Here is a 23,357-nt window from a genome sequence, read left to right on the forward strand (position 1 = left end):
GGCGAGCGGATGACGGCGGAGGACGAGGCGAGCATCGGCGACGTGGACGGAGCGGGGCTGGACGACGCGGCGGCGATGCGGCTGCTGCGGGATGGCACCTTAGAAGTGGCGGGACGACTCGTCGAGGCCACGAACATGACGCTCTACTGCTCGATCAGCGACGGTGAGCACGCGGCGGCGTGCGTGTACAAACCGGTGCGCGGGGAGCGGCCTCTGTGGGACTTCCCCGACGGCACCCTGGCGGCCCGCGAGGTGGCCGCCTACGAGGTGGCGGCGGCCACCGGATGGCGCATCGTGCCGCCGACCGTCTACCGGGAGGGCCCCTTCGGCCCGGGGATGGTGCAGCTGTGGATCGACGCCGACGGCGAGGTCGACCTGATGGCCCTCATGCGCAGCCGCAACCCCGCGCTTCGCCGCATGGCCGTCTTCGACGCGGTGGTGAACAACGCCGACCGCAAGGGCGGCCACCTGCTGCCGCTGCCCGACGGGCACGTGTACGGGGTCGACCACGGGGTCTGCTTCGCGGTGGAGGACAAGCTGCGCACCGTGCTGTGGCAGTGGCGCGGCAAAACGCTCCCGCGTGAGGCGGTCAACGTGCTGGTGCGGCTGGAGCGAGATATCGAGCGCGGCCCTCTCGGCCGGCGCCTGCGCGAGCTGCTGACCCAGGCCGAGGTGGAGGCGACCTGGGAGCGCGTCAAGAGGCTGCTGGCCACCGGGATCCATCCGCACCCCTCCGAGGACTGGCCGGCGATCCCGTGGCCCCCGATTTGATCAGGGTAAGGCTTGCGCATAACGTGTGGATTGTGCACTCTGCAGAGGTCTCTACCGATATTGGAGGGAACGCGCATTGTGTACGGTCGTCGTGAGCGTCGAGCCGGAGTCCGGCACGCCGGTGCTGCTCGCGGGAGTGCGTGACGAGTTCGTCACGCGGCCGTGGATGTCGCCCGACCGGCACTGGCCCGCGTACCCCGGCCTGGTCGGCGGTCGCGATCTGCTGGCGGGCGGCACCTGGCTGGCCGCCGACCCCGCGGAGCGGAGAGTGGCGGCGCTGCTCAACGGCGAGGGCACCCCGGCCCGGGAGGGCAGGCGCCACTCGCGCGGCGAACTGCCCCTTCTCGCCGCCGCCACGGGGGAGCTCCCGTCGCTCGACCTGTCCTGGTACGACCCTTTTCATCTCGTGCTCGGCGGGCTCGACGGCGTACGGCTGTGGAGCTGGGACGGCGAGAGCCTGGCCGAGGAGAAGCTGACCGAGGGCGTGCACATGATCGTCAACGCGGGCTGGGACCGCGGCGAGAGCGCGCCGCGCACCGCCTGGTTCAGGCCCAGGTTCGCCGAGGCCGCCCGGCCACGATGGAGAACGGGTGGCTCTTCCGGACGGTTCTGGGGGGAGTGGCTCGACCCCGCGTCGGGCGCCGGGCTGCCCTGGGACGATCCCCGCGCGCTGGTCATGCGGCGGCGCTTGCCGGACGGCCGGGTCTTCGCCAGCCTGTCGGTCACGCTGGTCGCCATCGCGCAGGAGGGGCTGCGCTACGACTTCTGCCCGCAGCCGGACGACCTCGACACCTGGCACGAGATCGACACCTCGTGGAGCAGACCGGCTGAACCGGTACGCCGGCCACGCGGATAGGCTGCACACCATGCGATCGTGGTCTGCTCCGAATGTCCCAAGATTGCCTGGTCCGGGCCGTCCGCTCAGTCTGTACGACACCTCCGCCCGTGAGGTGCGGGAGACGGCCCCTTCCGGCGAGGCCCGGCTGTACGTGTGCGGCATCACGCCCTACGACGCCACCCATCTCGGGCACGCCAACACCTACCTCGCCTTCGACCTGGTCAACCGGGTGTGGCGGGACGCCGGCCACGACGTGCACTACACCCAGAACGCCACCGACGTGGACGACCCGCTGCTGGAGCGGGCCGAGGCGACCGGGACCGACTGGCGCTCCCTCGGCGAGCGTGAGATCGAGCTGTTCCGGTCCGACATGGAGGCGCTGCGCATCCTGCCGCCCCGCGAGTACGTCGGGGTCACCGAGACCATCGGGGAGATCGCCGACCTCGTGGCCCGGCTGGCGGAGCGGGGAGCCACCTACGAGATCGACGGGGACGTCTACTTCTCGGTCGCCGCGGCGCCCAAGTTCGGCGCCGTCTCCGGCTACTCGGAGACGACCATGCTGGAACTGTTCGGCGAGCGCGGGGGCGACCCCGCCAGGGAGGGCAAGCGCCACCCGCTCGACTGGCTGCTGTGGCGGGCGGAGCGGCCGGGCGAGCCGTCCTGGGAGTCGCCGTTCGGCCGCGGCAGGCCCGGCTGGCACGTCGAGTGCACCGCCATCGCCCTGCGCAACCTGGGCAGCGGCTTCGACGTCGCGGGCGGCGGCTCCGACCTGATCTTCCCCCACCACGAGATGGGCGCCTGCGAGGGCCACGTGGCCACCGGCGAGTGGCCGTTCGCGCGGGCGTACGTCCACGCGGGCATGGTCGGCCTGGACGGCGAGAAGATGTCGAAGTCCAAGGGCAACCTCGTGTTCGTCTCCCGGCTGCGGCAGACTGCCGACCCCATGGCCGTACGGCTGGCCCTGCTGGCGCACCACTACCGCACGGACTGGCAGTGGACGCCGGACCAGCTCGCCGCGGCGGAGGAGCGGCTGGCGCGGTGGCGGGCGGCGGTGGCGCGTCCCGCGGGCCCGGCGGGCGGCCCGGTGCTGGAGGCGGTGCGCGAGCGCCTCGCCGGCGACCTCGACGCCCCGGCGGCGCTCGCGGTGGTCGACGCCTGGGCGGCGGCCGAGGGCGACGACGCGTCCGCCCCCGCGCTGGTGCGCGACGTCGCCGACGCGCTCCTCGGCGTCGCACTCTGACTCTCGCCCGCCGCTGACTCTCGCCGCCGCGCCGCGTGGCGGCGCCGGGTTCCTTGCTACCGCGTCATGGTGGGCGGTGCGCTCAACCGAGCGGCACCCGGGGGGCCAGCCAGGGGAACACGACGTACCACAGCGCGGCCATCGCGACCCCGGTCAGCAGCAGGACGACGGACAGCCGGAGCGCGGTGCCGCCGGGCAGCCGCCGCCAGAGGAATCGGTACACGCCGGATCTCCCTCGGTTAGCCGTGGCGTTCCTCGCGGCGGACGAGCACGCCCTGGACGACCAGGCGCTGCGCCGCGGAGAACTCCGGATGGCAGGTGGTCATGGTCATCAGCGCGGTCGACGGCCGCCGCCCGGGATGGCCGGGAACGGGGTCGATGACGCCGATGTCCCCGGGATCGACGACGTCCTTGCGCGTGACCTCGTAGGTGTAGCGGGCGTCCCGCGCGTCCACCACGATCTCGTCGCCGCGGCGCAGTTCGTCGATGCGGTTGAACGGCGCGGCGTAGGTGGTGCGGTGACCGGACAGCACGAAGTTGCCCGGCTGGCCGGGCAGCGCCGTGCCTGGGTAGTGGCCGGGGCCCTTGCGCAGCTCGGCCGGGCCGACGCCCTCGACGACGGCGAACCGGTAGCCGGGGCCCAGCCGCGGGATGCGCAGCATCGCCAGCGCGTCGCCGAGGCGGACCTCGCCGGGAGCCGCGTGCCTGTCGTGCCGGTCGAACACCTCGCCGAGCCGGTGCTGCAGCACCTGCTGCTCGCGCTCCGTCTCCGCGCCGGTGCCCCACAGCAGGTACGCGTAGAACAGCAGCAGGATCAGCCCCACGGGCAGGCACAGCTCCGCGATGACCCGCGTGACCGCCCGCACCGCTCCGTCGTCTTGTCCGCGCACGAACCGAGTATGGCCTCGGGCCGGCTCCCGGCGGCCTCCGCGCGAGGGGCGTTGGTGAATTCTTTGGCAGGCCGGACAGGGGAATGACGATCTCGTCGCGTGTCCACGTCCGGAATCGCCTTTCACGGGACGTACGGTGGGCCGAGCCTGCGGCGATGCGGAGTGGTCAACGAAGTGAAAACCTGGCCGATCCTTCGGTAAGCAGCGTGCGCCGGATGAGGCGGCTCCATGTCGGACGCATATAACGGTCGAGCAGCGAAATATCGCTGGTTACTCAGAAATGCTCATTCAGATGAGCAGCCCTTATCGGGAGTCCGAAGTGGCGCGAAAAAATACAGTACCCGTTCTTCTGGCGGTGACGGTCGCGGGCGGCCTGACGCTCGGCGTCAACGGCATCGCCAATGCCCAAACCCACTCGTCGGCGCAGCGGCACGTCGCGCAGCCCGATCAGTGCGACCCCGGGCCCTGCGGCTCCGGCGTTTCCGAGGACGGAAGCGGTGCGGATCAGGGAGTGACGGTCGCGGCGGCGGTCACGCTGGAGGCCAAGCCTGCGGCCGAGGCCGCTGCCGATGGGGCGAAGCCCGAGGCGGACACGGCAGTAGAGACCGCAGCTGAGCCCGCCGCTGAGTCCGCGGTGGAGGCCAAGCCCGAGGTCAAGCCCGAGGCCGACGCTGCTGCCGCGAAGCCGGTGGAGGAGGCCGCGGCAGAGCCCGCTGCAGAGCCCGCGGTCGTCGAGCCCGCTGCCGAGCCCGTTGCCGAGCCCGCTGCGGCAGAGCCGGCCGCGGAGGCAGAGCCGGCCGCGGAGGCAGAGCCGGAGACCCAGGGCGAGATCGCCGCCGTGATGCCGGCGGCCGAGCCCGAGGCCAAGCCCGAGGCCGCTGCCGCCACGCCGGTGGCGGAGGCCGCGGCCAAGCCCGCGGTGGAGGCCAAGCCCGCGGTGGAGGCCCAGCCCGCCGTGGAGGCCAAGCCCGAGGTCAAGGCCGCGCCTGAGATCAAGGCCGCTGCCGCGAAGCCGGTGGTGGCGGCGGCCGAGCCCGTGGTGGAGGCCAAGACGATCGCCAAGGCGCTGAAGCCCGTGGTGGACGCCGTGGTCAACCCCGCGATGGGTGGCGAGCCCGAGTCGGAGCTCCGGTGGGAGGACGAGCCGGTGCGCGACGAGGAGCGCTCCACCGGTAAGTCCAAGCACAAGCCGGACGCGGACGTGGAAGTGGACAGGGTCGTGGAGCAGCCGGTCGTGGAGTCGGCCGTCACCACCCCGGTCGTAGAGCCGGTCGTCCAGGAGCAGCAGCAGGAGGAGCCGGTCGTGGCTCAGCCCGCCTGCACCGGGAACAACTGCAACAACAACAACGGCTGGTGGCCGATGTGGAACTACCCCATGGTGAGTGGCAACAACGGCCCCGGCGTCTGGGCGAACAACTCCACGAGCAACACGCCGTCGCAGCCCATGGTCGCTCCCGGCGGCATGGGCGGCATGGGCGGTAACGAGGGCGTCGCCCCGGTGCAGAACGCCTTCCAGAACGCCGACGGGGCGCCGGAGGCCGCGGCCGCCATGATGCCCGCCGAAGACGTCGTCGAGGCGGAGCCGGAGGAGGAGCCCGAGGAGGTCTTCGACGAGGAGGAGTCCGAGGAGGAGCCCGAGGACTTCTACGAGGACGAGGCGCCGATGGGCATGGGTCCCGAGGCCATGGGCCCGATGGGCGGTGGCGGTCCCGCGCCGGCCGCGGTCCCGGGCGGCGGCGCTCAGCTGCCGTTCACGGGCGCCCCGGCGGGGATCGCCGCGACGGGCGCGGGCCTGCTGGCCGCCGCCCTCGCCTTCGGCTGCGGACTGCTGCCCTCGCGGCGCCGCCGTTCCGCGGGCGCTCGCTGAACCAGGGAGAAGGACCGTCGGCTCGCCGGTCGCCGGTCCCCCGGCCTCATCGCGGGCCGGGGGCTGCTCGGTGACCCGTGGTGCCCGCGGCATCCGAGGGCGGCACGCGATGGCGTGCCCGAAGGTGCGAGCGGTCCGCGTCGCCGTGCGTTCGTCACGGCCCGGCCGGCAGCCGGCGTTCACCAGCGGTCCATCGCCAGCCGCTCATCGCCCGCGGTTCCTCCGGCAGGGTGCGGGCTTTCCGCGGCCCCGGTCCGCGGCAACGGACCGTGGTCAAAGAAGTGGAAGCCCGAATGGATCCTTCGGCAAGACGGTGCGCCGAATCGGAGCAGATCCACTTTCGGCGCATATAACAGTCGAGCAGCGAAATATCGCTGGCAGTCCGGGGCAAACGCTCAATGAATTGAGCGGCCGTTATCGGGAGACCCAAAGTGGCGCGAAAAAATAATGTACCCATTCTTCTGGCGGTGACGGTCGCCGGCGGCCTGGCCCTCGGGATGCCCGGGGCCGCGGCGGCGCAGACCGTCGGCTTCACGGTGACGGGCGAGGGCGTCTACCCGCCCAGGCCCGTCACCGTGGAGAACGTGGTGACCCCGGTCGTGACGCCGGTCGTCGAGAACGATCCGGGGGAGACGGTGCAACCCGTCTGCACGGGTGAGAACTGCAACAACAACAACGGCTGGTGGCCGATGTACAACTCCCCCATGTGGGGTGGCAACGGCCCCGGCGTCTGGACGAACAACGACACCTCGAGCAACACGCCGACGCAGCCCGTCGTCGCGCCCGGAGGCATGGGCGGCAACGAGGGCGTCGCCCCGGTGCAGAACGCCTTCCAGAACGCCGACGGGGCGCCGGAGGCCGCGACCGCCGCGATGCCCGCCGAGGACGTCATCGAGGAAGGGGAGGAGCCGGGGGAGGAGCCGGACGAGGACACCTACGAGGAGGAGGCACCGGACGGCATGGGGCCGGAGGGGATGGCGGACGGAGGCGGTTACGCACCGACCGCGGCCGGTCCCGGCGGTCCTGCCGGTGGTCCCGGGCTGCCGTTCACCGGCGCGCCGATGGGCGTCGCGGCCGCGGGCGCGGGCCTGCTCGCCGTCGCCCTGGGTGGCACGTTGATGTCCGCGCGCCGTCGCCGGTCCAGCGGTGCCGAGTAGCAGAAATCGCCGGCTGGCCGTTGTCGGCCTGCCGTCGCTGGCCCTCGGCCTGATACTGGCCGGGGGCTGGGCGGCACATCTCGGGATGAGCGTGCGCGACCATCTCGAGGCGACGAGGGACGCGCTGCTCCGGCTGCGCGCGGGGGACGTCGGCACGCCTTCCGCCGTGACGACGCTCGCGGCCGCCCGTACGCACGCGGCCGAGGCGCGGCGGCTGACCGGCGGCCTCTACTGGGGGCTGCTCACGCGCCTTCCCGTGGTGGGCGAGGGCGCGGCGACGGCCAGGGGCCTGGCGGCGTCCGTCGCGGACGTCACCGACGTGCTGGCCAGGGTGGAGCGCGCGACCGCGCCGCTGCTGTCCGCGAGCGCGCGGGCGCCCGGCGACCTGCGCGGCGTGCTCGCCGCGCTCGACGCGATGGCGCCGGTGCTGCGCGACGGCGCCGTCCGCGTGGAGGCCGCGAGGTCGCGAGTCGCGGGCACGCCCGCGTCGACGGGACTGGCCGCCCTGGACGGGGCACGCGACACCGTGCTCCGCGAGACGATCCGGCTGCGCGGCATGCTGAGCCAGGGGGCGGAGGCCGCCGCGCTGCTGCCGCCCATGCTCGGCCGCGACGGTCCCCGCCGCTACTTCCTGGCGTTCGAGACCAACGCGGAGTCCCGCGGCACCGGCGGCCTCGTCGGCGCGTTCGGCGTCCTGAAGGCCGACCGCGGCAGGGTGTCGGTCGCGCGGCTGTCCGCCAACACCGGCCTGGCGGCGAGCGCGAAGCCCGTCGCCGACCTCGGCCGCCAGTTCGTCTCCAGGTACGGACCGGGCGCGGCCACGACGCTTTCCGTGTCCAACCTGTCCCCGCACTTCCCCTACGCGGCGCAGACCTGGACCGGGTTGTGGCGCCGCCAGACCGGCCAGGACCTCGACGGCGCGATCGCGACCGACCCGGTCGGCCTCTCCCACATCCTGGGCGCGATCGGGCCGGTGCGGATCCCCGGTGGGGAGACGGTGACGGCGGGCAACGTCGTCGACCTGACGGAGCGCCAGGCCTATGCCCGCTATCCCGACCCGGCGGAGCGCAAGAGATATCTGGTCGGGATCGCCGGCGCGGTCAGCGAGGCGCTGACCGGCGCGCTGGACCGGCCCACGCGGCTGCTGCCCGCGTTCGCGCGCATGGTGAGCGAGCACCGGCTCCGCGTCTGGAGCCGCGACGAGGACGAGCAGCGCCGCCTGGCGGCCACCCCCCTCGGCGGGGTGCTGCCCGAGCGGCGGGGGCCGTACGCCGGGCTCGTGGTCAACAACTCGGCCGGCACCAAGCTCGACTACTACCTGGACCGCTCGCTCACCTACGAGCTCGGCCCGTGCCGCCCGGACGGGCAGCGCAGCTCCCGGGTGCGGATCCGGCTGACCAACGACGCGCCGCGCGGGCCGCTGCCTGCGTACGTCACCGCCCGGCTCGACGACCCGGGACGCCCGCACGCCGCCGGCTCCAACCTGCTGTGGGTGTCGCTGTACGCCTCGGTCGGCGCGAAGGCGACCGCGGTCAGGCTCGACGAGCGGCCCGTGTCGTTCTACGCGGAGACCGAGCGGTCCCATCCCGTCATCTCCAAGGTGCTGGAGTTCGCGCCGGGCCAGTCGAGGACGCTGGACGTCGACCTGGTCGAGCCCTACTCGGCGGCGGCGCCCGTGGTTCCCGCGCAGCCGCTCGTCCGCCCGCAGCGCACGCTGGTCACGGCCGACAGCAGGGGCTGCTCCTCCTGACGGGCGACGGCGGGAACCGACAGGATCCGTAAAACCCGGCGTGCCGCGGACGGCGGCGCGCCGGGCGCGGCCTAGCGTCCCGCCCATGGAGCGTACGCGTGCGGGGGAGGCCACCGCCCAGGAGACGGACGCGGACGGCGCGCCGGAGGGCGCGGAGGAGGGCGCGGAGACCTTCCGCGTCCTGTTCGTGTGCACCGGGAACATCTGCAGGTCGGCCATGGCCGAGCGGCTCGCCCTTGCCGCGCTCGGGCCCGGCTCGCCGATCCTCGTGGGCAGCGCGGGGACCCGCGCCCGCGCGGGGCTGCCGATGGCCGAGCGGGCGAGCGAGGTGCTGTCGCGGCTCGGCGGCGATCCCCGGGGCTTCTCCTCGCGCCCGCTCACCGCCGACGCGGTGGCCGGCGCCGATCTCGTGCTGGCGGCCTCGTCCGAGCACCGGGCCCGGGCGGTGGCCCTGCACCCGCGTGCCGCGGCGCGCGCGTTCACCATCCCCGAGTTCGGCGCGCTGGCCGGCGCGGTCCCGGCCGAGAGCGTGCTGGGCCACGCGGATCCCGTGGGCAGGGCGCGGGCCCTGCTCGCGGAGGCCGGAGCGCTGCGCGGGCTGGTCCGGGTGGACCGGCCGGACATCGCCGACCCGTACGGAGGTTCGTGCAGGGCCTACCGGGAGGCGGCCCGCCGCATCGCGGACGCGCTCGCCGTCCCGATCCGCCTGCTGACGGACACGCGGGCCTGACCCCCCGGCTGTCGCCCGCCGCCGCGCGCACGCGTGCGAACGGACGTGAACAAACGGCGGGGCCGCGTCACCCGACGCGGCCCCGCGGACATTACCGGCTCGCTACGCGGGCAGCGGCGCCTGGGGGCGCGGCGCCTCCGGCGCCGTCTCGTGGTCCGCCGAGTCGTACCCGTACCCGTAGTAGTCGCCGCTCCGCTTCGACGGGGCGCAGTTCAGCACCGTCCCGACGAGGCGGGCGTTGATCGACGCCAGCAGCTCGCCCGCCCTGACCACCTGCTCGCGCCGGGTCTTGCCGTGCCGTACGACGAGCAGCGCGCCGTCGCAGATCGCGCCGAGGGCGGCGGCGTCGGTGACGGGCAGCAGCGGCGGCGCGTCGACGATCACGATGTCGTACTCCTCGGTGAGCCTGGCCAGCACCGAGCGCATGCCCCGCGAACCGAGCAGTTCGCTGGGGTTCGGCGGGATCCGGCCGCTGGGCAGCACGGAAAGGCCCGGCTGCCCCCACGTCTGGACGACGTCGTCCAGACGCGCCCGCTCGATGAGGACGTCGGTGAGCCCGGTGCCGCCCTCGATGCCGAGGTAGTGCGGGACGCTCGGACGCCGCAGGTCGGCGTCGACCAGGATCACCCGCCAGCCCGCCTGCGCCATGGTGATCGCGAGGTTGACCGAGGTGGACGACTTGCCCTCGTCGGGCAGGCAACTGGTCACGACGAGCGACTTGGGCTGCCTGTCCACCCCGATGAACTGGAGGTTCGTCCGCAGCGACCGGAACGCCTCCGCACGCGGCGACCGGCCCTGGCCGTGCACGATGAGCGGATGCCGCCGGGCTTCGCGCTCGTAGCCGATGACGCCGAGGGTGGAGCTCCCGGTGATCTCCCTGAGGGCGTCGACGGTCTTCACGGTCGTGTCCATGCGGTCGCGCAGGACGATCCCCCCGATGGCCGTGAACAGCGCGATCAGTGCGCCGAGCGCCAGGTTGACCACGGGCCGGGGCGAGACGGGAACGTCGGGGACCTCCGCGCTGTCGACCACCGTCACCCTGACCGTGGGCGGGCTCTTGGCGTCGGGCCGCTCGATCTCGTCGATCAGCCGGATGAACACGGAGCCGAGGGCGTCGGCCCGCCGTGCGGCGCGCGCGGGGTCGCTGTCGGCGACGGTGACCCGCAGCAGGGAGGTGTTGGGGACAGGGGTGGCGGTGATGGCGTCCCGCAGTTCGCGCACGTCCGCGCTCGGGGCGATCCTGGCGACCACCCGGCGGCTGGTGAGCAGGGCGGCGTACGACTGCACCCGCTGCTGCGACAGCGTCCCCGCCTGAAGGGCGGTCGAGAGGCTGCCGTCCGGGTCGTGCGCCGAGACCAGCATGGTGATCCCGGCGACGTACCTCGGTGTGGCCTGGGTGGTGATGGCGAAGGCCACTCCCGTTCCGGCGAGGAGTGAGACCAGCAGGAGCGGCCAGTGTGCGCGTATCAGCCGTACGTGATGGAGCAGTTCCATGAGTGTGTCATCGCCTCACATGGATAGGGGTCTTCGGACGTATCGGCGGGTAGACGGGAACGCGCTGCGCCAGCACGACCACTACGCACGCGGCGCTCGCCGCGCCTGCCGCCGTGGCGAGCGGCGCGATCCAGCCCAGCGTCATCGCCAGGTCGAGGAGGCCGGCCGCGCCCGCGAGGGCGGCGAGCACGAGGGCGGTGAGCCGCTTGCTCAGCCCGAGCCGGTGCAGCCGGTGGGAGAGGTGGTCGGAGCCGCCCTGCAGCAGCGGCCGGCCCGCCCTGCGCCTGGACAGCAGCACGATCCCGGTGTCGACGGTCGCGACGAAGGCCGGCAGCAGCAGGCCGGCGACCGCGGCGCCCGGGCCGGTGGCGCCGGTGACCAGCAGGGCGGCGGACGAGGCCAGCGTGAACCCGATGAACAGCGACCCCGCGTCTCCCATGAAGATCCGCGCCGGCGCCCAGTTGAACAGCAGGAACCCCAGGGCGGCGGCGGACAGGGCGGCCAGGAGCAGGCCGGTCTCCGGCTGCCGGGACACGAAGGCGGCGGCGGACAGGAGCGCGGCGCCGACCAGGGTGACGCCGCCGAGCGCGCCGTCCATGTTGTCGAGCAGGTTGCACGAGTTGGTCACCACGACGATCCACAGCAGCGTGATGACCAGGTCGAGGCCGGTGCCGGTGACCGGGGCCACCACGCCGCTCATCACCACCACCCCGGCGGCCAGGGCCTGTACGGCCAGCCTGGTCGGCGGGGGGAGCGGCGCGACGTCGTCGATCAGGCCCAGCACGGCCATGGCGACCGCGCCGACGAGGATGCCGGCGATCCGGGTGGCCGCCGGGCCGGCGAGCGCGAGCGTGGGGACGACCGTGGCCAGCATGATGGCGAGCCCGCCGAGGTAGGGCGTCGGCCTCCGGTGCGACTTGTGGCCGCCGGGCCGGTCCGTCAGCCCCCAGCGCAGCGCGAGGCGGCGCACCACGGGGGTGGCCAGCGCGCAGGCCGTGAACGCGGCGGCCGCGACGACCAGGGCGGGGTTGCCGTTCACCGGCCGGTGGCCGCGAGCTCCGCGCGGGCCTCCGCGATGGTCTCCAGCAGGATGTCGTCCAGCGACAGGGCGGGCGTCCACCCGGTCAGCCCGCGCAGCCTGGCGGTGTCGGGCACCCGGCGGACCATGTCCTCGAAGCCGTTGCCGTACGCCTCGGCGTACGGGACGAGGTCGACGCCGGACGTGCTCCCGGACAGCTCGACGATCAGCTTGGCGAGCTCCAGGATGCTCACCTCGCCGCTGGAGCCGACGTTGAAGGTCTGCCCGACGGCGCGCTCGTCGTCCAGCAGCAGGACGAGGGCCCGCACCACGTCCCGGACGTGCGCGAAACAGCGGGTCTGCGTGCCGTCGCCGTGGACGGTGAGCGGCACGCCGGACACCGCCTGCCGGACGAGCCGGGGGATGACCATCCCGTACGCCGGGCTCTGCCTGGGGCCCACGGTGTTGAACAGCCGTACGACGATCGCCGGCAGCCCCCGCTCGCGGTGGTAGGCGTTGGCCAGGATCTCGTCGACGGCCTTGGCCGTGCTGTAGGCCCACCGGACGACGTCGGGGCTGCCCAGGACCCGGTCGGCCGTCTCGGTGAGCGGGCCCCCGGAGTTCTTGCCGTAGATCTCGCTCGTGCTGGTCACGAGGATCTTCCGCCGGTACCGGTGCGCGGCCCCGATCACGATCTCCGAGCCGCGGATGTTGGTGGTCAGCGACCGCAGCGGCCGCTCGACGATCAGCTTCACCCCGACGGCGGCGGCGAGGTGGACCACGACGTCGCACTCGTGCGTGAGCTCGTCCACCACGAGTTCGTCCAGCACCGACCCCTGGACCACCCGCAGGCGCGGGTCGCCGCGGTGGTGCGCGAGGTTGGCCGGGCTCCCCGTCGACATGTCGTCCAGAACGATCACGGAGTCGCCGCGGGCGAGCAGCGCGTCGGTCAGGTGAGAGCCCACGAAGCCGCTTCCGCCCGTGATCAGATATGTGTTCCCGCTTGACGTGGTCAAGGACTTCTCCCAGCACGTGGAGTTGACAGGGTGGCGATGAGAAAAGGCGCCGGTTCAGCAGTGCCGCGGGCCGGTGGCCGCGGACTTCTCGAACCAGGTCGCGGTCAGGCGCAGGCCTTCGTCCAGCGGCACCGGCCGCACGCCGGGGAACAGCTCGCGCAGCAGCCCGGCCGACGCCTGCGACTCGCGGATGTCTCCCGCGCGAGGCGGGAGGAACTCCGCCTCGACCGGCTGACCGAGGACGGCGGACAGGGCGTCCCTGAGGTCGAGCAGGGACACGCGGGTGCCGAAGGCCAGGTTGACCGGCGTGGCGCTGGTCACCCCGCGGACGGCGGCGTCGGCGACGACCTCGGCCACCGAGCCCACGTAGGTGAAGTCGCGGGCCTGCCGTCCGTCGCCGTGGATCGGCACGGGCCGGCCCGCGAGTGCGGCGCTGAGGAAGGCCGGGACCACCGCGGCGTACGCGTGCCCGGCCGGCTGCAGCGGGCCGTAGACGTTGAAGAAGCGGAACGGCAGCACCGGCAGGCCGTAGCTGGAGGCGTACGCCAGCGCGTACGCCTCGGTGGCGACCTTGCTCGCGCCGTAAGGGCTGAGCGGCCGGGTCGGCAGGTCCTCGTGTTTGGACGGCTCGGGGCAGTCGCCGTAGACCGAGGAGGACGAGGCCAGGATCACGTGCGGGCGGGTGGCCCGGCACGCCTCCAGGACGTGCAGCGTCCCCGTCGCGTTGACGGCGTGCGAGGCGAGCGGGTCCTTCACCGACCTGGGCACGGACGGCCGCGCCGCGAGGTGGACGACGTGCGTGGCGGCGGGCACGAGCTCGGCCAGCAGATCCCGGTCGAGGATGCTGCCGGTGACGAGGTCGGCCCCGACGTCGGCCAGGTTGGCCGGGTCGCCGCCGCTGAGGTCGTCGAGCACGGTGACGCTCTCCACCTCGGGCCGCAGGGTCAGCGCCCTGCAGAGGTTGGCGCCGATGAACCCGGCGCCTCCGGTGACGAGGATGTTCATGCGATGCTCCAAGGAATCGAGCCGGGCGCGGCGCTCAGGGATCGGTAGAGCGCCTCCGTGTCGGCCACCAGGCGTTCGACCGAGAAGGTCTGCGTCGTCCAGAGGCGGGCGGACTCGCCCATGCGGCGGGCGAGCGGCGGGTCGGTCAGCAGCCGGTGGACGTGCCCGGCCAGCTCGGCCGCGTCCGGGGCGGCCAGCAGGCCGGTGACGCCGTCGCGGACGACCTCGGCGACGCTGCCCACGCGGGTGGCGACGACGGGAGTGCCCGCCATGCCCGCCTCGATCAACGTCAGCGGCGTGCCCTCGTTGTCGGAGGTGAGCAGCACCACGTCGGCCGCCGCGTAGACGGTCTCGACGTCGCCACGCCACCCCAGCAGGTGGAAGGAGTCCCGCAGGCCGGAGACGCCCCGCTCGACCTCCTCCCGCAGCTCGCCGCCGCCGCAGACGACGAACCGGCACGCGGGCAGCCGGTGGAGCACGGCCCGGGCGGCGTCGAGGAACCGGTCGGGCCGCTTGATCCGGGTGAGCCGCCCGACGAAGGCGACGACGGGCGCGTCCGAGGGCAGCCCGAGGCGGGCGCGGGCCGCGTCCCTGCCGGGAGGCCGTGCCAGCGCCACACCGGGCGGGATGACGACGTACTGCTCAGGCCGTCCGATCCCGGCCGCGAGCAGGTCGTCCCTGACCCCGGACCCGACGGTCACGAGGCGATCGGACATCACGGCGAGGCGCCGCTCCGCCGAGACGTACAGACGGCGCTTCGCCGATGAGAAGTAACCGTGCAGCAGATGTCCGTGGAACACGTGCGCCCGGGCCGCGCCGATGCCGGCGAGCGAGACGGCCACGCGGCCGAGCGCGCCGGCCTTGGCCGTCCGGGTGTGCACGATGTGCGGCCGGAAGGCGCGCATCTCCGCGACCAGCCGCAGCAGCGCGCGGCAGTCGTCGCCCGGCCTGATCGAGCGGCCCAGGCCGGGAACCCGGTGGACCTGGAGCGTGGCGCCCGCGAGCTGGTCGCCCTCGGTCTCGTCGACGTGCCCTGTGTAGAGCCGATGGTCGAACTCGTCGGAGTCCAGGCCGTCGTACAGCCCCATGACCTGTTTCGCAGGCCCGCCGATATTCATGCGCGCGACGATTTCCATGACACGAATACGGCCGTCCGGCGTCATCGTGCTGCTCGCTGACAGATCAGTTCCACGTGGCTGAAGCTAACTCCGAAGCCGGTCCGTACGGCGGCGCGCTCACCGTGCCGGGAAAGAGTTTCCGCATCCGGTACCTGCGCGTGATCGAAAACGTGGCCGTCCGGCCGACGGGCAAAATGGCCGGAGTTCGGGGGAAAGAAGAAGTCAAGTATCCGTGTGCCGCTTGATGCCGGGTGTTCCGGCGATTTTCCTTTCGGTCGTCGGGTGGATATGGAGACGCGGTCCCGAGGCGTTGACCGGTCATTTCCGCGCCCGAATTCGCATGCCCCGGGCAAAGAATTCGCGGCGGGCGTGCCTTTATCGAGTGGGAGCGGGATGAGTGATCTACGCGTGTGCGAGGTAGTGAAGACCCTCGACATGGGCGGCGCCGAGGTGCTCCTCGTGGAGCGTCTCCTGTGCGCTCCGAAGCGGACCGTGGACTACACGGTGGTCTGCCTGCGGGCGTCGACGGGCGAGCTCGTGGAGCGGCTGCGGTCCGCGGGCACGAGGGTCGTCGATCTCAGCGGGTGTCCACGGCCGCTGGTCTACCCCAGGCTCGTGGCCACGGTGCGCGGGCTCGCGCCCGACGTGCTGAACGTGCACTCTCCGGCGCCCGGCATCGTCCTGCGCCCGCTGGTGCGGCTCGCCGCGCGCCGGCCCGCCCTCGTCTCGACCGTCCACTGCGAGCGCTGGCCGCTGACGATGCGCCTGGACCGCCTGACCAGGCGGCTGGACGACTGCACCGTCGCCGTGTCACCGGTGGTGGCCAGGTCGCCCGCCGTCGCGGGCGCCCGGCGCGTACGGACCCGCATGCACGGGGTCGACGTCGGTGAGCAGCGGAGGCGGGCCGCCGAGGCGAGCCTGCTGCGGCGCGAGTGCGGCGTGCCCGAGGACGCCTTCGTGCTCGCCTGCGTCGCGAACTTCCGCCCGCAGAAGAACCATCGGCTGCTCGTCCGGGCCGCCGCCGAGGTCGTGCGGCGCAGGCCGGACGCGCTCTTCCTGCTCGCGGGTGACGGCCCCCTGAGGGAGGAGGTCGTACGGGAGGTGGCGGCGCGCGGTCTCGGCGAGCACGTGCGCGTCCTCGGCAGGTTCCCGCACGCCGCGCGGCTGGTGGCGGCGGCCGACCTGCTCGTGCTCAGCTCCGACTACGAGGGGCTGCCCGTGGTGGTGATGGAGGCGCTGGCGGCCGGGGTGCCGGTGGTGTCCACCCGCGTCGGGGGAGTGCCCGACCTGGTCGTCTCCGGCCGCAACGGAATCCTGACCGAGCCGGGCTCCGCCTCCGGCCTCGCCGGGGCGATCGTCTCGGCCATGGAGCCGGGCACGCACCGTGAGCTTCGCACCGGGGCGCTGGACAGCGCGGCGAGCGTGGACATGGCCGGCACGGCCGAGTGGTTCGAAGAGCTCTACGAGGAACTGGCCGGCGGCGGGAGAGCCTGATGTGCGGGATCGCGGGAATCGTCTCGACCGCCACGCCCGACCCCGGGCTCGTACGGCGGATGTGCGACGTGATCGCCCACCGGGGGCCGGACGGCGAGGGCTTCTACAGCGACGACAGCGCGGCGCTGGGGATGCGGCGGCTGGCGATCATCGACGTGGCGACCGGCGGACAGCCCGTCCGCAGTGAGGACGGCATGGTCGTCGCGGTCTTCAACGGCGAGATCTACAACTTCGAGGAGCTGCGGCGGGACCTGGAACGGCGCGGCCACCTGCTGCGCTCCGCCGGCGACTCGGAATGCCTGGTGCATCTCTACGAGGAGCACGGCGAGGACATGGTCCACCGGCTGCGCGGCATGTTCGCCTTCGCCATCTGGGACAGGGCCAGGGGCAAGCTCGTCCTCGCGCGGGACAGGGTCGGCAAGAAGCCGCTCTACTGGCGGTCCGACGGCGGCACGATCTGGTTCGGCTCAGAGCTGAAGTCGCTCGCCCAGGATCCCGGCATGAGCAGGGAGGTGGACCCGGTGGCCCTGCATCACTACCTCACCTACCAGTACGTCCCCGCGCCCTGGTCGATCTACAGGGGGGTGCGCAAGCTCCCGCCGGGACATGTGCTCGTCTGGGAAGGCGGCCGCGCCAGGGTCAGCCGGTACTGGTCGCCGGTCTCGGCCCCGCGGCGGGTCGCCGACGTGCGCGCGGAGGAGGAGCGGCTGCGCGAGCTCCTCCTGGAGGCCACGAGGATCCGCATGGTGAGCGAGCGCCCCGTCGGGGCGTTCCTGTCGGGGGGGATCGACTCGTCCGCGGTGGTCGCCGCCATGGCGATGCAGAGCGGCGAACCGGTCAGGACCTTCTGCGTCGGGTTCGACGACAGCGCCTACGACGAGCGGCACAAGGCGCGGATGGTGGCGGAGCGGTACGGCACGGACCACCACGAGCTGGTCGTCACCCCGGACATGCTCGGGATGCTGTCACGCCTCGCCTGGCAGTTCGACGAGCCGTTCGCCGACTCCTCGGCGATCCCGAGCTTCTACGTGGCCGAGATGACCCGTGCCCATGTCACGGTGGCGCTCAACGGCGACGGCGGTGACGAGTCCTTCGGCGGCTACCGGCGCTACGCCCTCATGGACATGGCGGGCGCCCTGCCAGGACTGCCCGGCCCGCTGGCGGCGGCGTGCGGCCGCCTGGGCGCCGCGCTGGCCGAGCGGGGCGACTACGGGACCCTGCGCCGGCGGCTCGGGCGGGTCGCGGGTTTCGTCGCGGAGCCGCCGGCGCGCCGGTACGCCGCGCTGATGTCCCGGTGCACGGAGGAGCGGAAGGCGGCGCTCTACAGCGACGAACTCCGCGCGCTGCTGGCGGGCGTCGACAGCGGCGCGCTGCTGGAGCGGCTGTTCCTCGACTCGCGCGCCGCCACCGGCTCCGGCCGGGCCCAGGAGGTCGACATCGTCTCCTACCTGCCAGGCGACCTGCTGGTGAAGGTGGACACGACCACGATGGCGCACTCGCTGGAGGGCAGGTCGCCGTTCCTTGACCACGTGCTGATGGAGTGGGCCGCGGGGCTGCCCGCCGCCCTGAAGGTCAGGGGGCGCCGCACCAAGGTGCTGCTGCGGCGGGCGGTCGCGGACTGGCTGCCGCAGGAGCCGCTGCGGGCGCCCAAGAAGGGGTTCGGGGTGCCGCTCGCCGCGTGGCTCCGCGGTGAGTTGCGCGACCTCGCCTGGGAGGTCCTGACCGACGGGACGGCGCGCGGCCGCGGCCTGTTCCGGCCGCAGGCCGTGCACCGGCTGCTGCGGGAGCACGCGGCCGGGTCGGACCACAGCGACGTGCTGTGGTCCCTGCTGCAGTTCGAGCTCTGGCATCGGGCACACGGCCGCCCGGAGGGCCGCTGCGCGGTGACCGCGCACAGCGCCGGCCGCTGAGGCGTGCCCGCCGGACAGGCGGGTGGAGGCAGGGAGGGGCCCGATCAGGGCGCCCTCCCTTCTCGCGCCGAACTCTCACATCGGGCGGGTCACGTACGGCCCGCCGCCCTCATCGCGGGCCGTCCGGGATCTCGTACACCGCGAAGTCGCCGGAGCGGAAACGCTCGGCCGCGTGGCGGCCGATCGGCCCGGCGTGCCGCACGTCGGCGAAGAGCCAGCGCACGCCGTAGTCACGGCCCAGCCGCAGGATCGACTCCCGCGAGGGCGTGGCGAACGCCGCGTCGTTCGCCCGCAGCCGCGCCGGGTCCCCGAAGACGGTGCACTCCGGGCCCTGACCTGGCCGCAGCCGCGCCCAGTTCCCGGCCGTGTACGACCACCCCTCGACCAGCACGCGCCGCTCGGTCAGCGCGCTCACCCAGACCTGACGGCCGTCGCAGGGCTGCGGCCCTCCCCAGCGCCGGTGCCCGTTCGTGGCGACGAGGTCGTCAGGCGACGAATGCCCGCGCAGCCAGCGCGCGGCGGCCAGGGCGCCCTCCGGCACGGCGGTCGCCGCCGTACGCGGGCCGGCCTCCGTGGCCGGGGACGGCGGCGTCAGGACTCGCGGCGTCAGGACTCCGGCGAGGCGCGCGTGCGCCGCCGCCGGCAGGCCCACGGCGGCGACCATCGTCAAAGTGAGCGCGAAACCCCGACGGCCCCGCCTCGCGACCAGGGTGATCGCCGTCAGGGTGACGAGCGCCAGCATCACGAGGTAGGGCAGATACAGGAGCGCGGCCGGCCGTCCCTGCGGCAACGGGATGCGGACCCCGCAGACGGCGGGGATCACCTGGGCGGCCACGGCGCCGCAGGCGGCGGCGCAGACGACCGAGAGGCGCGACGCCCGCGACCGGCGGACGGCGACGAGGAGCCCGTACACCGAGACGACGGCCGTGTAGGGGTACACCGCGCGCAGGAAGTAGAGCTGGTTGAGGTGGCTGTTGCCGAGCAAAAGGACCGCGCCCAGCCCGGCGGCGCCCATCCCGGCCATCAGTACGACGGCGGGGCGCGCGAGCAGGCGGGGCCGGGCGAGCAGGCCCAGGGTCCCGCACCAGGCGATGGCCCAGCACGACAGGTAGACGAGCGTGAGGCCGATCACGGTCGCGGTGTCCGGGGCTCCGGCGCCTCCGGTGAAGCCGCGCCACAGGTGCGTGACGAGGGACAGGGGCGCCAGGTCGACGCCCTGCCGCACCCCCTTGTACAGCACCGCCTGGGCGACGACGAGACACGCCGCGGTCATCGCCAGCATGACGAGCGGGGCCCGCGGCACCCGCAAACTCCTGGCCGCCGTCACGGCCGCGACGGCGGCCAGCCCCGCCGCCAGCAGCGGGAGATACGTCGCCTTGGCGCCCGTCGCCACGACCAGGAACAGAGCGAGCGCCGGCCACCTGCCGCGGCGCCGTTCCCCGCCCTCCAGGATCTCGATGATCAGCAGGACGACCGGCGCGAACAGCAGCGCGCCGAACGTCTGGCTCGGGCTGGCCCAGGCCTCGTCCTGAACGCCGCCCCAGGTGAACGTCCCGTTCTTGCCCAGATAGAGGCTGGGGGCGGCGATGAACAGCGCCGCGAGCACCGCCAGGAGCGCCCCACGGTGCGACCCGACGACGCGGAGCGCGACCATGCCCAGCAGCACGACGAGCGCGGCCAGCATGGGCAGCATGGCGAGGCGGAGCAGCAGGACCACCGGCTCCACCCCTGTCACCCAGCTCGTGGCGGCCAGTTCCGCGTGGACGAACCAGTGGTAGAGCAGCGGCTCTCCCATGACGGCGGGGTCGGTGGGCGGCACGTGGTGCCGCAGTTCGCCGATCAGCGACAGGTGGAACGCCGTGTCGACGTTCGACGCGCCGAGCGCGGGCCAGGCCAGGGCGTTCGTCCTGAAGGTGGCGGCCGCGCTCCAGACGACGAGACCGGCGATGACCAGCGCCGTCGCCCACGACCACCACAGCGGCGACCGCGGGCGGGCGGGGCTCTTCCAATGACCGCGCAGCCGCGGCACGGCCAGGAACAGCAGGTAGGTCGCGGCGGGAAACGCCAGCACGAGCAGCGGGACGCCCGCCGCGCGGGCGGCGAGGTAGACCGGCACCTCCGCCGCGTAGCCGAGCGCCAGCCCCAGGGCGAGTTCCTCGGCCGGAGACCGGTTTCCGCGGCAGAGGAATCTGGCCAGCAGCACGCCGGGAAAGGTCAGTCCCAGGGCCACGTAGGTGAAGAAGGCCGCGATGTCGTGAACAGAAACCTGATAGCGCAGGAGAACGGCCAGGGTGACGACGCAGACGAACGCCGCGGGCAGCAGGCGAAACACCGGGCCCGGCCGGGAGAAAGGTCCGGAGAATCGCCGCCGGGCCGGACGGGTGTCCGGCCCGGCGATTTCGCCGCGTTCCCCGATTTCCGCGGTGGCGCCATAGGTGAGCGGGCCTGTTTCCATGAACGGCACCGTAAATAGTGCGCGTGAATCGGACCTGGGCGAGGCGCGGCTCGTTGGCCGTTTCCTTGCTCAAGATTGTGCGGGACCGCCATCGGCGGCTCGCGGCCGGCCCGCGGTCACCCCGCCGTCCTGCCGGGCCGGCCTGACGCACGGGCCCGTCGCGTGGTCCCGACGCACGGGCCACCGCAGGGACAGCAGCCAGAATCCGGACCCGAGCACGGCCAGGACCAGCGTCCCCCAGGCGAAGAAGAGTCCCGCCGCCAGGGCGCCGGTGGTCGTCCAGGCCGCCGTCAGCAGCGTCGCGACGAGGAGCACCGCCTCGGCGGACAGATAGGCGAGTCGCAGGCCCGGCCTCCCGGTGGCGAGGGGGAGCACGTTGGACCAGCACACGAGGCCCTTCACACATGCGGCGGCGAGCAGCGGCGCGGCGACCGCGCCCGCGCCGGCGTGCTCGAGGCCGTACGCGGCGGTGACGACGGGGCCGACCAGCGGGAGCGCGACCGCCGCCGTGGCCGCGCCGCCCACGGCGAGCAGCGCGGTGGCGCGCAGGACGTCCCGCCTGATGGCCGCCGCGCCCTCGCCGCGCGCGACGGCCTCGGCCAGGCGCGGATACAGCATCGCCGCCACCGGGACGACGAGGTTGGCGTAGAAACGCCCGGGGGCCATGGCGATCTTCAGGATCGTGACGAGGTGCGGCCCCCCGGCGAAGCCGGCGAGGGCGAGGACGCCCGAGTCGGATATCCCCGCCACCACGGTGCCGATCGAGGTCTGCAGGGTGAACGGCACGAGCCCCTCGGGCAGGCGCGGGCTTCCCTCCGGGGGTCCCAGCGCCCGCGCGACCGAGCGCGAGGCGAGCAGGCAGAACACGGCCGCGGCCAGGAGCGCGCCCACCCCCTGGCCGGCCAGGTAGAGAAGGGGCCCCCCGGCGAGGAGGCCGGCGAGCGACAACGCGAACGAGACGAACGCGCCCAGCACGCGCAGGTTCCCCGACGCCCGCAACTCGTCGGCGAGGGCGAAGCCCGCGTACGCCGTGCCGTAGGGCGCGGTCGCGCCCCGCCCGGCGGCCGACAGCGCGAGCATGAGGGCGAGATCGGCCGGGACGAGGCCGAGGGCCCACGCGCCGAGGACGGCGGCGAGCGCGACGGCGGTCGCCGCGACGCCGACGGCGGCGTCCAGGCGCAGCAGCCGCAGGAACAGGGCGGTGCCGTGCCCGGTCCGCCGCTGCTCGATCGGGACGAAGCGCTGCGCGGCCCGCTCCAGGCAGGGATCGCACAGGAGGAACCACAGCGTCGCGAGGGACTGGGCGAAGATGACGCGCCCCGATGCCTCGGCCCCGGTCATCCTGACCAGGGCGACGAGGCTGAGCGTAGGAAGAACGGCCTCGCCGAGCCCGGCGGCGCTCAACGAGGTGAACGTGAGCAGGTGCCGCCTGCCGGGGACCCGGGCGCGGCGGGCCATCCGGCCGAGCGAACCGAGGGCCATGGCCTACGCCGGCGCGGGCGCCCGGCGGGCCGCGACCGCGTCGTACCAGCGCTCGATCTTCGCGGCCACCAGCGGCCAGTCGAGGTCCGCCGCGGCCCGCAGGCCTCTTTCCGTCATCTCCATGCGTGCCCTGTCGTCGGTCAGGAGCGCGTCGAGTTGCGCGGCGAGGTCGTCCGCGGACCGCGAGCGGAACATCCGGTAGGCGTCCGGCGGGGCGGCGGGGTCGAGCGAGGAGTCGGACGAGACCAGCACGGCGGTGCCGAGCGCCAGCGCCTCCAGGGCCGCGTTGGGGATCCCCTCGCCCACGCCGGGAAGCCGCTGCGACGCGTGCACGAGAATCTCCGCCCCGCTCACCAGGGAGTAGACGCTGTCGGGCGGGATGTGCCCGGTGAACTCGATCCCCGGGCCGGCCGCCGCGAGCCGCCGCAACCGGTCCCGCTCTGGCCCGTCGCCCGCGATGACCAGGCGCGCGTGCGGGTGGTGCCGCCTGACGCGGTGGAACGCCTCGATGGTCAGGGCGTGGTTCTTCACCTCGAGCAGCGAGCCGACGCTGACGATCAGCCCTCGCCTGACCCGGCCGCCGGCGCGGAAGGCCGCGAGACGGGCGAGGTCCAGGCCGCCGGACGTCATGCGGATGAGCCGGTCGGGCACGCCGGTGGACAGCAGATCCTCCCGTGGGCGCGTTCCCGCCACGATGAACTCGTCGACGTGGCGCATGGCCCACGGCATGATCCGGCGGTGACGCGTCGCGAGCGCGCCGTGGACGTGCAGCACGAGCGGGACGCCGAGGCGCCGGGCGGCGGAGCCGAGGGCGAGAGCCTCCCGGTGGTCGCCGTGCAGGTGGACGACGTCGGGCCGCCGGACGCGGGGGAGGGCGGCGGCGCACTCCATCGCGAACGAGATCTCGTCGAACCTCCAGGAGACGGCACGGCTGACCCGGGTACGCCGCACGGGCATCGGCTCGGCTCCCTGCGGGCACTCACCCCGCCGGTGCGCGACGACCAGTTCGTGCCCGCGAAGCGACTGCGCGCGGATGAGCCGTGCCACGTGGAGTTCCATGCCGCCCCGCTCGGGCGGCAGCCGATAGACGATGTGGAGAATCCGCAACGCCGGACTCCTCGC

At 73.6% G+C, this 23,357-nt stretch carries 20 protein-coding genes; 10 read left to right on the forward strand and 10 right to left on the reverse strand.

The window, feature by feature from the left end; genetic code table 11:
- The first annotated feature begins 9 nt into the window (after positions 1–9).
- The 3 genes from HHX31_RS05965 (at position 10) to mshC (ending at position 2,849) form a co-directional block, all read left to right on the forward strand.
- Positions 10–771: an SCO1664 family protein gene (locus tag HHX31_RS05965; RefSeq protein WP_169945892.1), complete on the forward strand. Its 762-nt coding sequence runs from the start codon at positions 10–12 to the stop codon at positions 769–771.
- A gap of 91 nt (positions 772–862) precedes the next feature.
- Positions 863–1,627, forward strand: coding sequence for an NRDE family protein (locus HHX31_RS05970; protein ID WP_311931613.1), 765 nt, complete (start codon positions 863–865; stop codon positions 1,625–1,627).
- Between the two features lie 10 nt (positions 1,628–1,637).
- On the forward strand, positions 1,638–2,849 hold the full coding sequence (mshC, locus tag HHX31_RS05975) for a cysteine--1-D-myo-inosityl 2-amino-2-deoxy-alpha-D-glucopyranoside ligase (RefSeq protein ID WP_169945896.1): 1,212 nt from the start codon (positions 1,638–1,640) through the stop codon (positions 2,847–2,849).
- An 82-nt stretch (positions 2,850–2,931) separates the two neighbouring features.
- Here mshC and HHX31_RS05980 read toward each other — a convergent pair whose 3' ends face one another.
- Positions 2,932–3,072 carry a hypothetical protein gene (locus HHX31_RS05980; protein WP_169945898.1) on the reverse strand — a complete coding sequence of 47 codons (141 nt, stop codon included), beginning with the start codon at positions 3,070–3,072 and terminating at the stop codon, positions 2,932–2,934.
- Positions 3,073–3,088: 16 nt separating this feature from the next.
- Positions 3,089–3,739, reverse strand: a complete 651-nt coding sequence (locus tag HHX31_RS05985) for a class E sortase (RefSeq protein ID WP_311931614.1) — start codon at positions 3,737–3,739, stop codon at positions 3,089–3,091.
- A gap of 292 nt (positions 3,740–4,031) precedes the next feature.
- Here HHX31_RS05985 and HHX31_RS05990 point away from each other — a divergent pair, with 292 nt between their 5' ends.
- The 4 genes from HHX31_RS05990 (at position 4,032) to HHX31_RS06005 (ending at position 9,243) form a co-directional block, all read left to right on the forward strand.
- Positions 4,032–5,606: a hypothetical protein gene (locus tag HHX31_RS05990; RefSeq protein ID WP_169945900.1), complete on the forward strand. Its 1,575-nt coding sequence runs from the start codon at positions 4,032–4,034 to the stop codon at positions 5,604–5,606.
- 467 nt (positions 5,607–6,073) lie between these two features.
- Positions 6,074–6,763 (forward strand): hypothetical protein, encoded by a 690-nt coding sequence (locus HHX31_RS05995; RefSeq protein ID WP_169945902.1) that lies wholly within the window; start codon positions 6,074–6,076, stop codon positions 6,761–6,763.
- A complete protein-coding gene (locus tag HHX31_RS06000) occupies positions 6,753–8,513 on the forward strand; it encodes a DUF4012 domain-containing protein (protein ID WP_169945904.1) in 1,761 nt (586 codons plus the stop codon). Before HHX31_RS05995 ends, HHX31_RS06000 begins: the two co-directional genes overlap by 11 nt.
- Positions 8,514–8,598: 85 nt before the next feature.
- Positions 8,599–9,243, forward strand: coding sequence for a low molecular weight phosphatase family protein (locus tag HHX31_RS06005; protein WP_169945906.1), 645 nt, complete (start codon positions 8,599–8,601; stop codon positions 9,241–9,243).
- 102 nt (positions 9,244–9,345) lie between these two features.
- Here HHX31_RS06005 and HHX31_RS06010 read toward each other — a convergent pair whose 3' ends face one another.
- From HHX31_RS06010 to HHX31_RS06030, 5 genes are read right to left on the reverse strand one after another with little or no spacing between them, the layout of a single operon-like run.
- Positions 9,346–10,737, reverse strand: a complete 1,392-nt coding sequence (locus HHX31_RS06010; RefSeq protein ID WP_169945908.1) for a polysaccharide biosynthesis tyrosine autokinase — start codon at positions 10,735–10,737, stop codon at positions 9,346–9,348.
- 7 nt (positions 10,738–10,744) lie between these two features.
- Complete coding sequence (locus HHX31_RS06015; protein WP_169945910.1) at positions 10,745–11,776, reverse strand: glycosyltransferase family 4 protein; 1,032 nt, start codon at positions 11,774–11,776, stop codon at positions 10,745–10,747.
- Complete coding sequence (locus HHX31_RS06020; RefSeq protein WP_169945912.1) at positions 11,773–12,771, reverse strand: NAD-dependent epimerase/dehydratase family protein; 999 nt, start codon at positions 12,769–12,771, stop codon at positions 11,773–11,775. Before HHX31_RS06020 ends, HHX31_RS06015 begins: the two co-directional genes overlap by 4 nt.
- 54 nt (positions 12,772–12,825) lie before the next feature.
- Complete coding sequence (locus HHX31_RS06025) at positions 12,826–13,776, reverse strand: NAD-dependent epimerase/dehydratase family protein (protein WP_169945914.1); 951 nt, start codon at positions 13,774–13,776, stop codon at positions 12,826–12,828.
- Entirely contained in the window at positions 13,773–14,912 is a 1,140-nt protein-coding gene (locus HHX31_RS06030; RefSeq protein WP_249345655.1) for a glycosyltransferase, read from the reverse strand. The genes HHX31_RS06025 and HHX31_RS06030 overlap by 4 nt, the downstream gene beginning before the upstream one ends.
- A gap of 56 nt (positions 14,913–14,968) precedes the next feature.
- On the opposite strand from HHX31_RS06030, the gene HHX31_RS06035 reads away from it, so the two are divergent.
- The 3 genes from HHX31_RS06035 (at position 14,969) to asnB (ending at position 18,298) form a co-directional block, all read left to right on the forward strand.
- Positions 14,969–15,139, forward strand: coding sequence for a hypothetical protein (locus HHX31_RS06035; protein ID WP_169945917.1), 171 nt, complete (start codon positions 14,969–14,971; stop codon positions 15,137–15,139).
- Positions 15,140–15,287: 148 nt separating this feature from the next.
- Positions 15,288–16,388 carry a glycosyltransferase gene (locus HHX31_RS06040; protein WP_169945919.1) on the forward strand — a complete coding sequence of 367 codons (1,101 nt, stop codon included), beginning with the start codon at positions 15,288–15,290 and terminating at the stop codon, positions 16,386–16,388.
- Complete coding sequence (asnB, locus tag HHX31_RS06045) at positions 16,388–18,298, forward strand: asparagine synthase (glutamine-hydrolyzing) (protein ID WP_169945921.1); 1,911 nt, start codon at positions 16,388–16,390, stop codon at positions 18,296–18,298. Before HHX31_RS06040 ends, asnB begins: the two co-directional genes overlap by 1 nt.
- A 109-nt stretch (positions 18,299–18,407) precedes the next feature.
- On the opposite strand, the gene HHX31_RS06050 is transcribed toward asnB, so the two are convergent.
- From HHX31_RS06050 to HHX31_RS06060, 3 genes are all read right to left on the reverse strand, one after another.
- Positions 18,408–20,753: a hypothetical protein gene (locus tag HHX31_RS06050; RefSeq protein WP_169945923.1), complete on the reverse strand. Its 2,346-nt coding sequence runs from the start codon at positions 20,751–20,753 to the stop codon at positions 18,408–18,410.
- A gap of 69 nt (positions 20,754–20,822) precedes the next feature.
- Entirely contained in the window at positions 20,823–22,235 is a 1,413-nt protein-coding gene (locus tag HHX31_RS06055) for a hypothetical protein (RefSeq protein ID WP_169945925.1), read from the reverse strand.
- Positions 22,236–22,238: 3 nt separating this feature from the next.
- Positions 22,239–23,342: a glycosyltransferase family 4 protein gene (locus HHX31_RS06060; RefSeq protein WP_169945927.1), complete on the reverse strand. Its 1,104-nt coding sequence runs from the start codon at positions 23,340–23,342 to the stop codon at positions 22,239–22,241.
- Positions 23,343–23,357 lie beyond the last annotated feature (15 nt).

The organism is Microbispora sp. H11081 (genome assembly GCF_012999535.1).
Taxonomy (GTDB): Bacteria; Actinomycetota; Actinomycetes; order Streptosporangiales; family Streptosporangiaceae; genus Microbispora.

Coding starts and splice junctions, on each gene's coding strand:
- HHX31_RS05965 (WP_169945892.1), top strand. CDS start 10: ATGACGGCGGAGGACGAGGCGAGCATCGGCGACGTGGACGGAGCGGGG.
- mshC (WP_169945896.1), top strand. CDS start 1,638: ATGCGATCGTGGTCTGCTCCGAATGTCCCAAGATTGCCTGGTCCGGGC.
- HHX31_RS05990 (WP_169945900.1), top strand. CDS start 4,032: ATGAGCAGCCCTTATCGGGAGTCCGAAGTGGCGCGAAAAAATACAGTA.
- HHX31_RS06005 (WP_169945906.1), top strand. CDS start 8,599: ATGGAGCGTACGCGTGCGGGGGAGGCCACCGCCCAGGAGACGGACGCG.
- HHX31_RS06010 (WP_169945908.1), bottom strand. CDS start 10,737: ATGGAACTGCTCCATCACGTACGGCTGATACGCGCACACTGGCCGCTC.
- HHX31_RS06025 (WP_169945914.1), bottom strand. CDS start 13,776: ATGAACATCCTCGTCACCGGAGGCGCCGGGTTCATCGGCGCCAACCTC.
- HHX31_RS06030 (WP_249345655.1), bottom strand. CDS start 14,912: ATGGAAATCGTCGCGCGCATGAATATCGGCGGGCCTGCGAAACAGGTC.
- HHX31_RS06040 (WP_169945919.1), top strand. CDS start 15,288: ATGAGTGATCTACGCGTGTGCGAGGTAGTGAAGACCCTCGACATGGGC.
- asnB (WP_169945921.1), top strand. CDS start 16,388: ATGTGCGGGATCGCGGGAATCGTCTCGACCGCCACGCCCGACCCCGGG.
- HHX31_RS06050 (WP_169945923.1), bottom strand. CDS start 20,753: ATGGAAACAGGCCCGCTCACCTATGGCGCCACCGCGGAAATCGGGGAA.
- HHX31_RS06055 (WP_169945925.1), bottom strand. CDS start 22,235: ATGGCCCTCGGTTCGCTCGGCCGGATGGCCCGCCGCGCCCGGGTCCCC.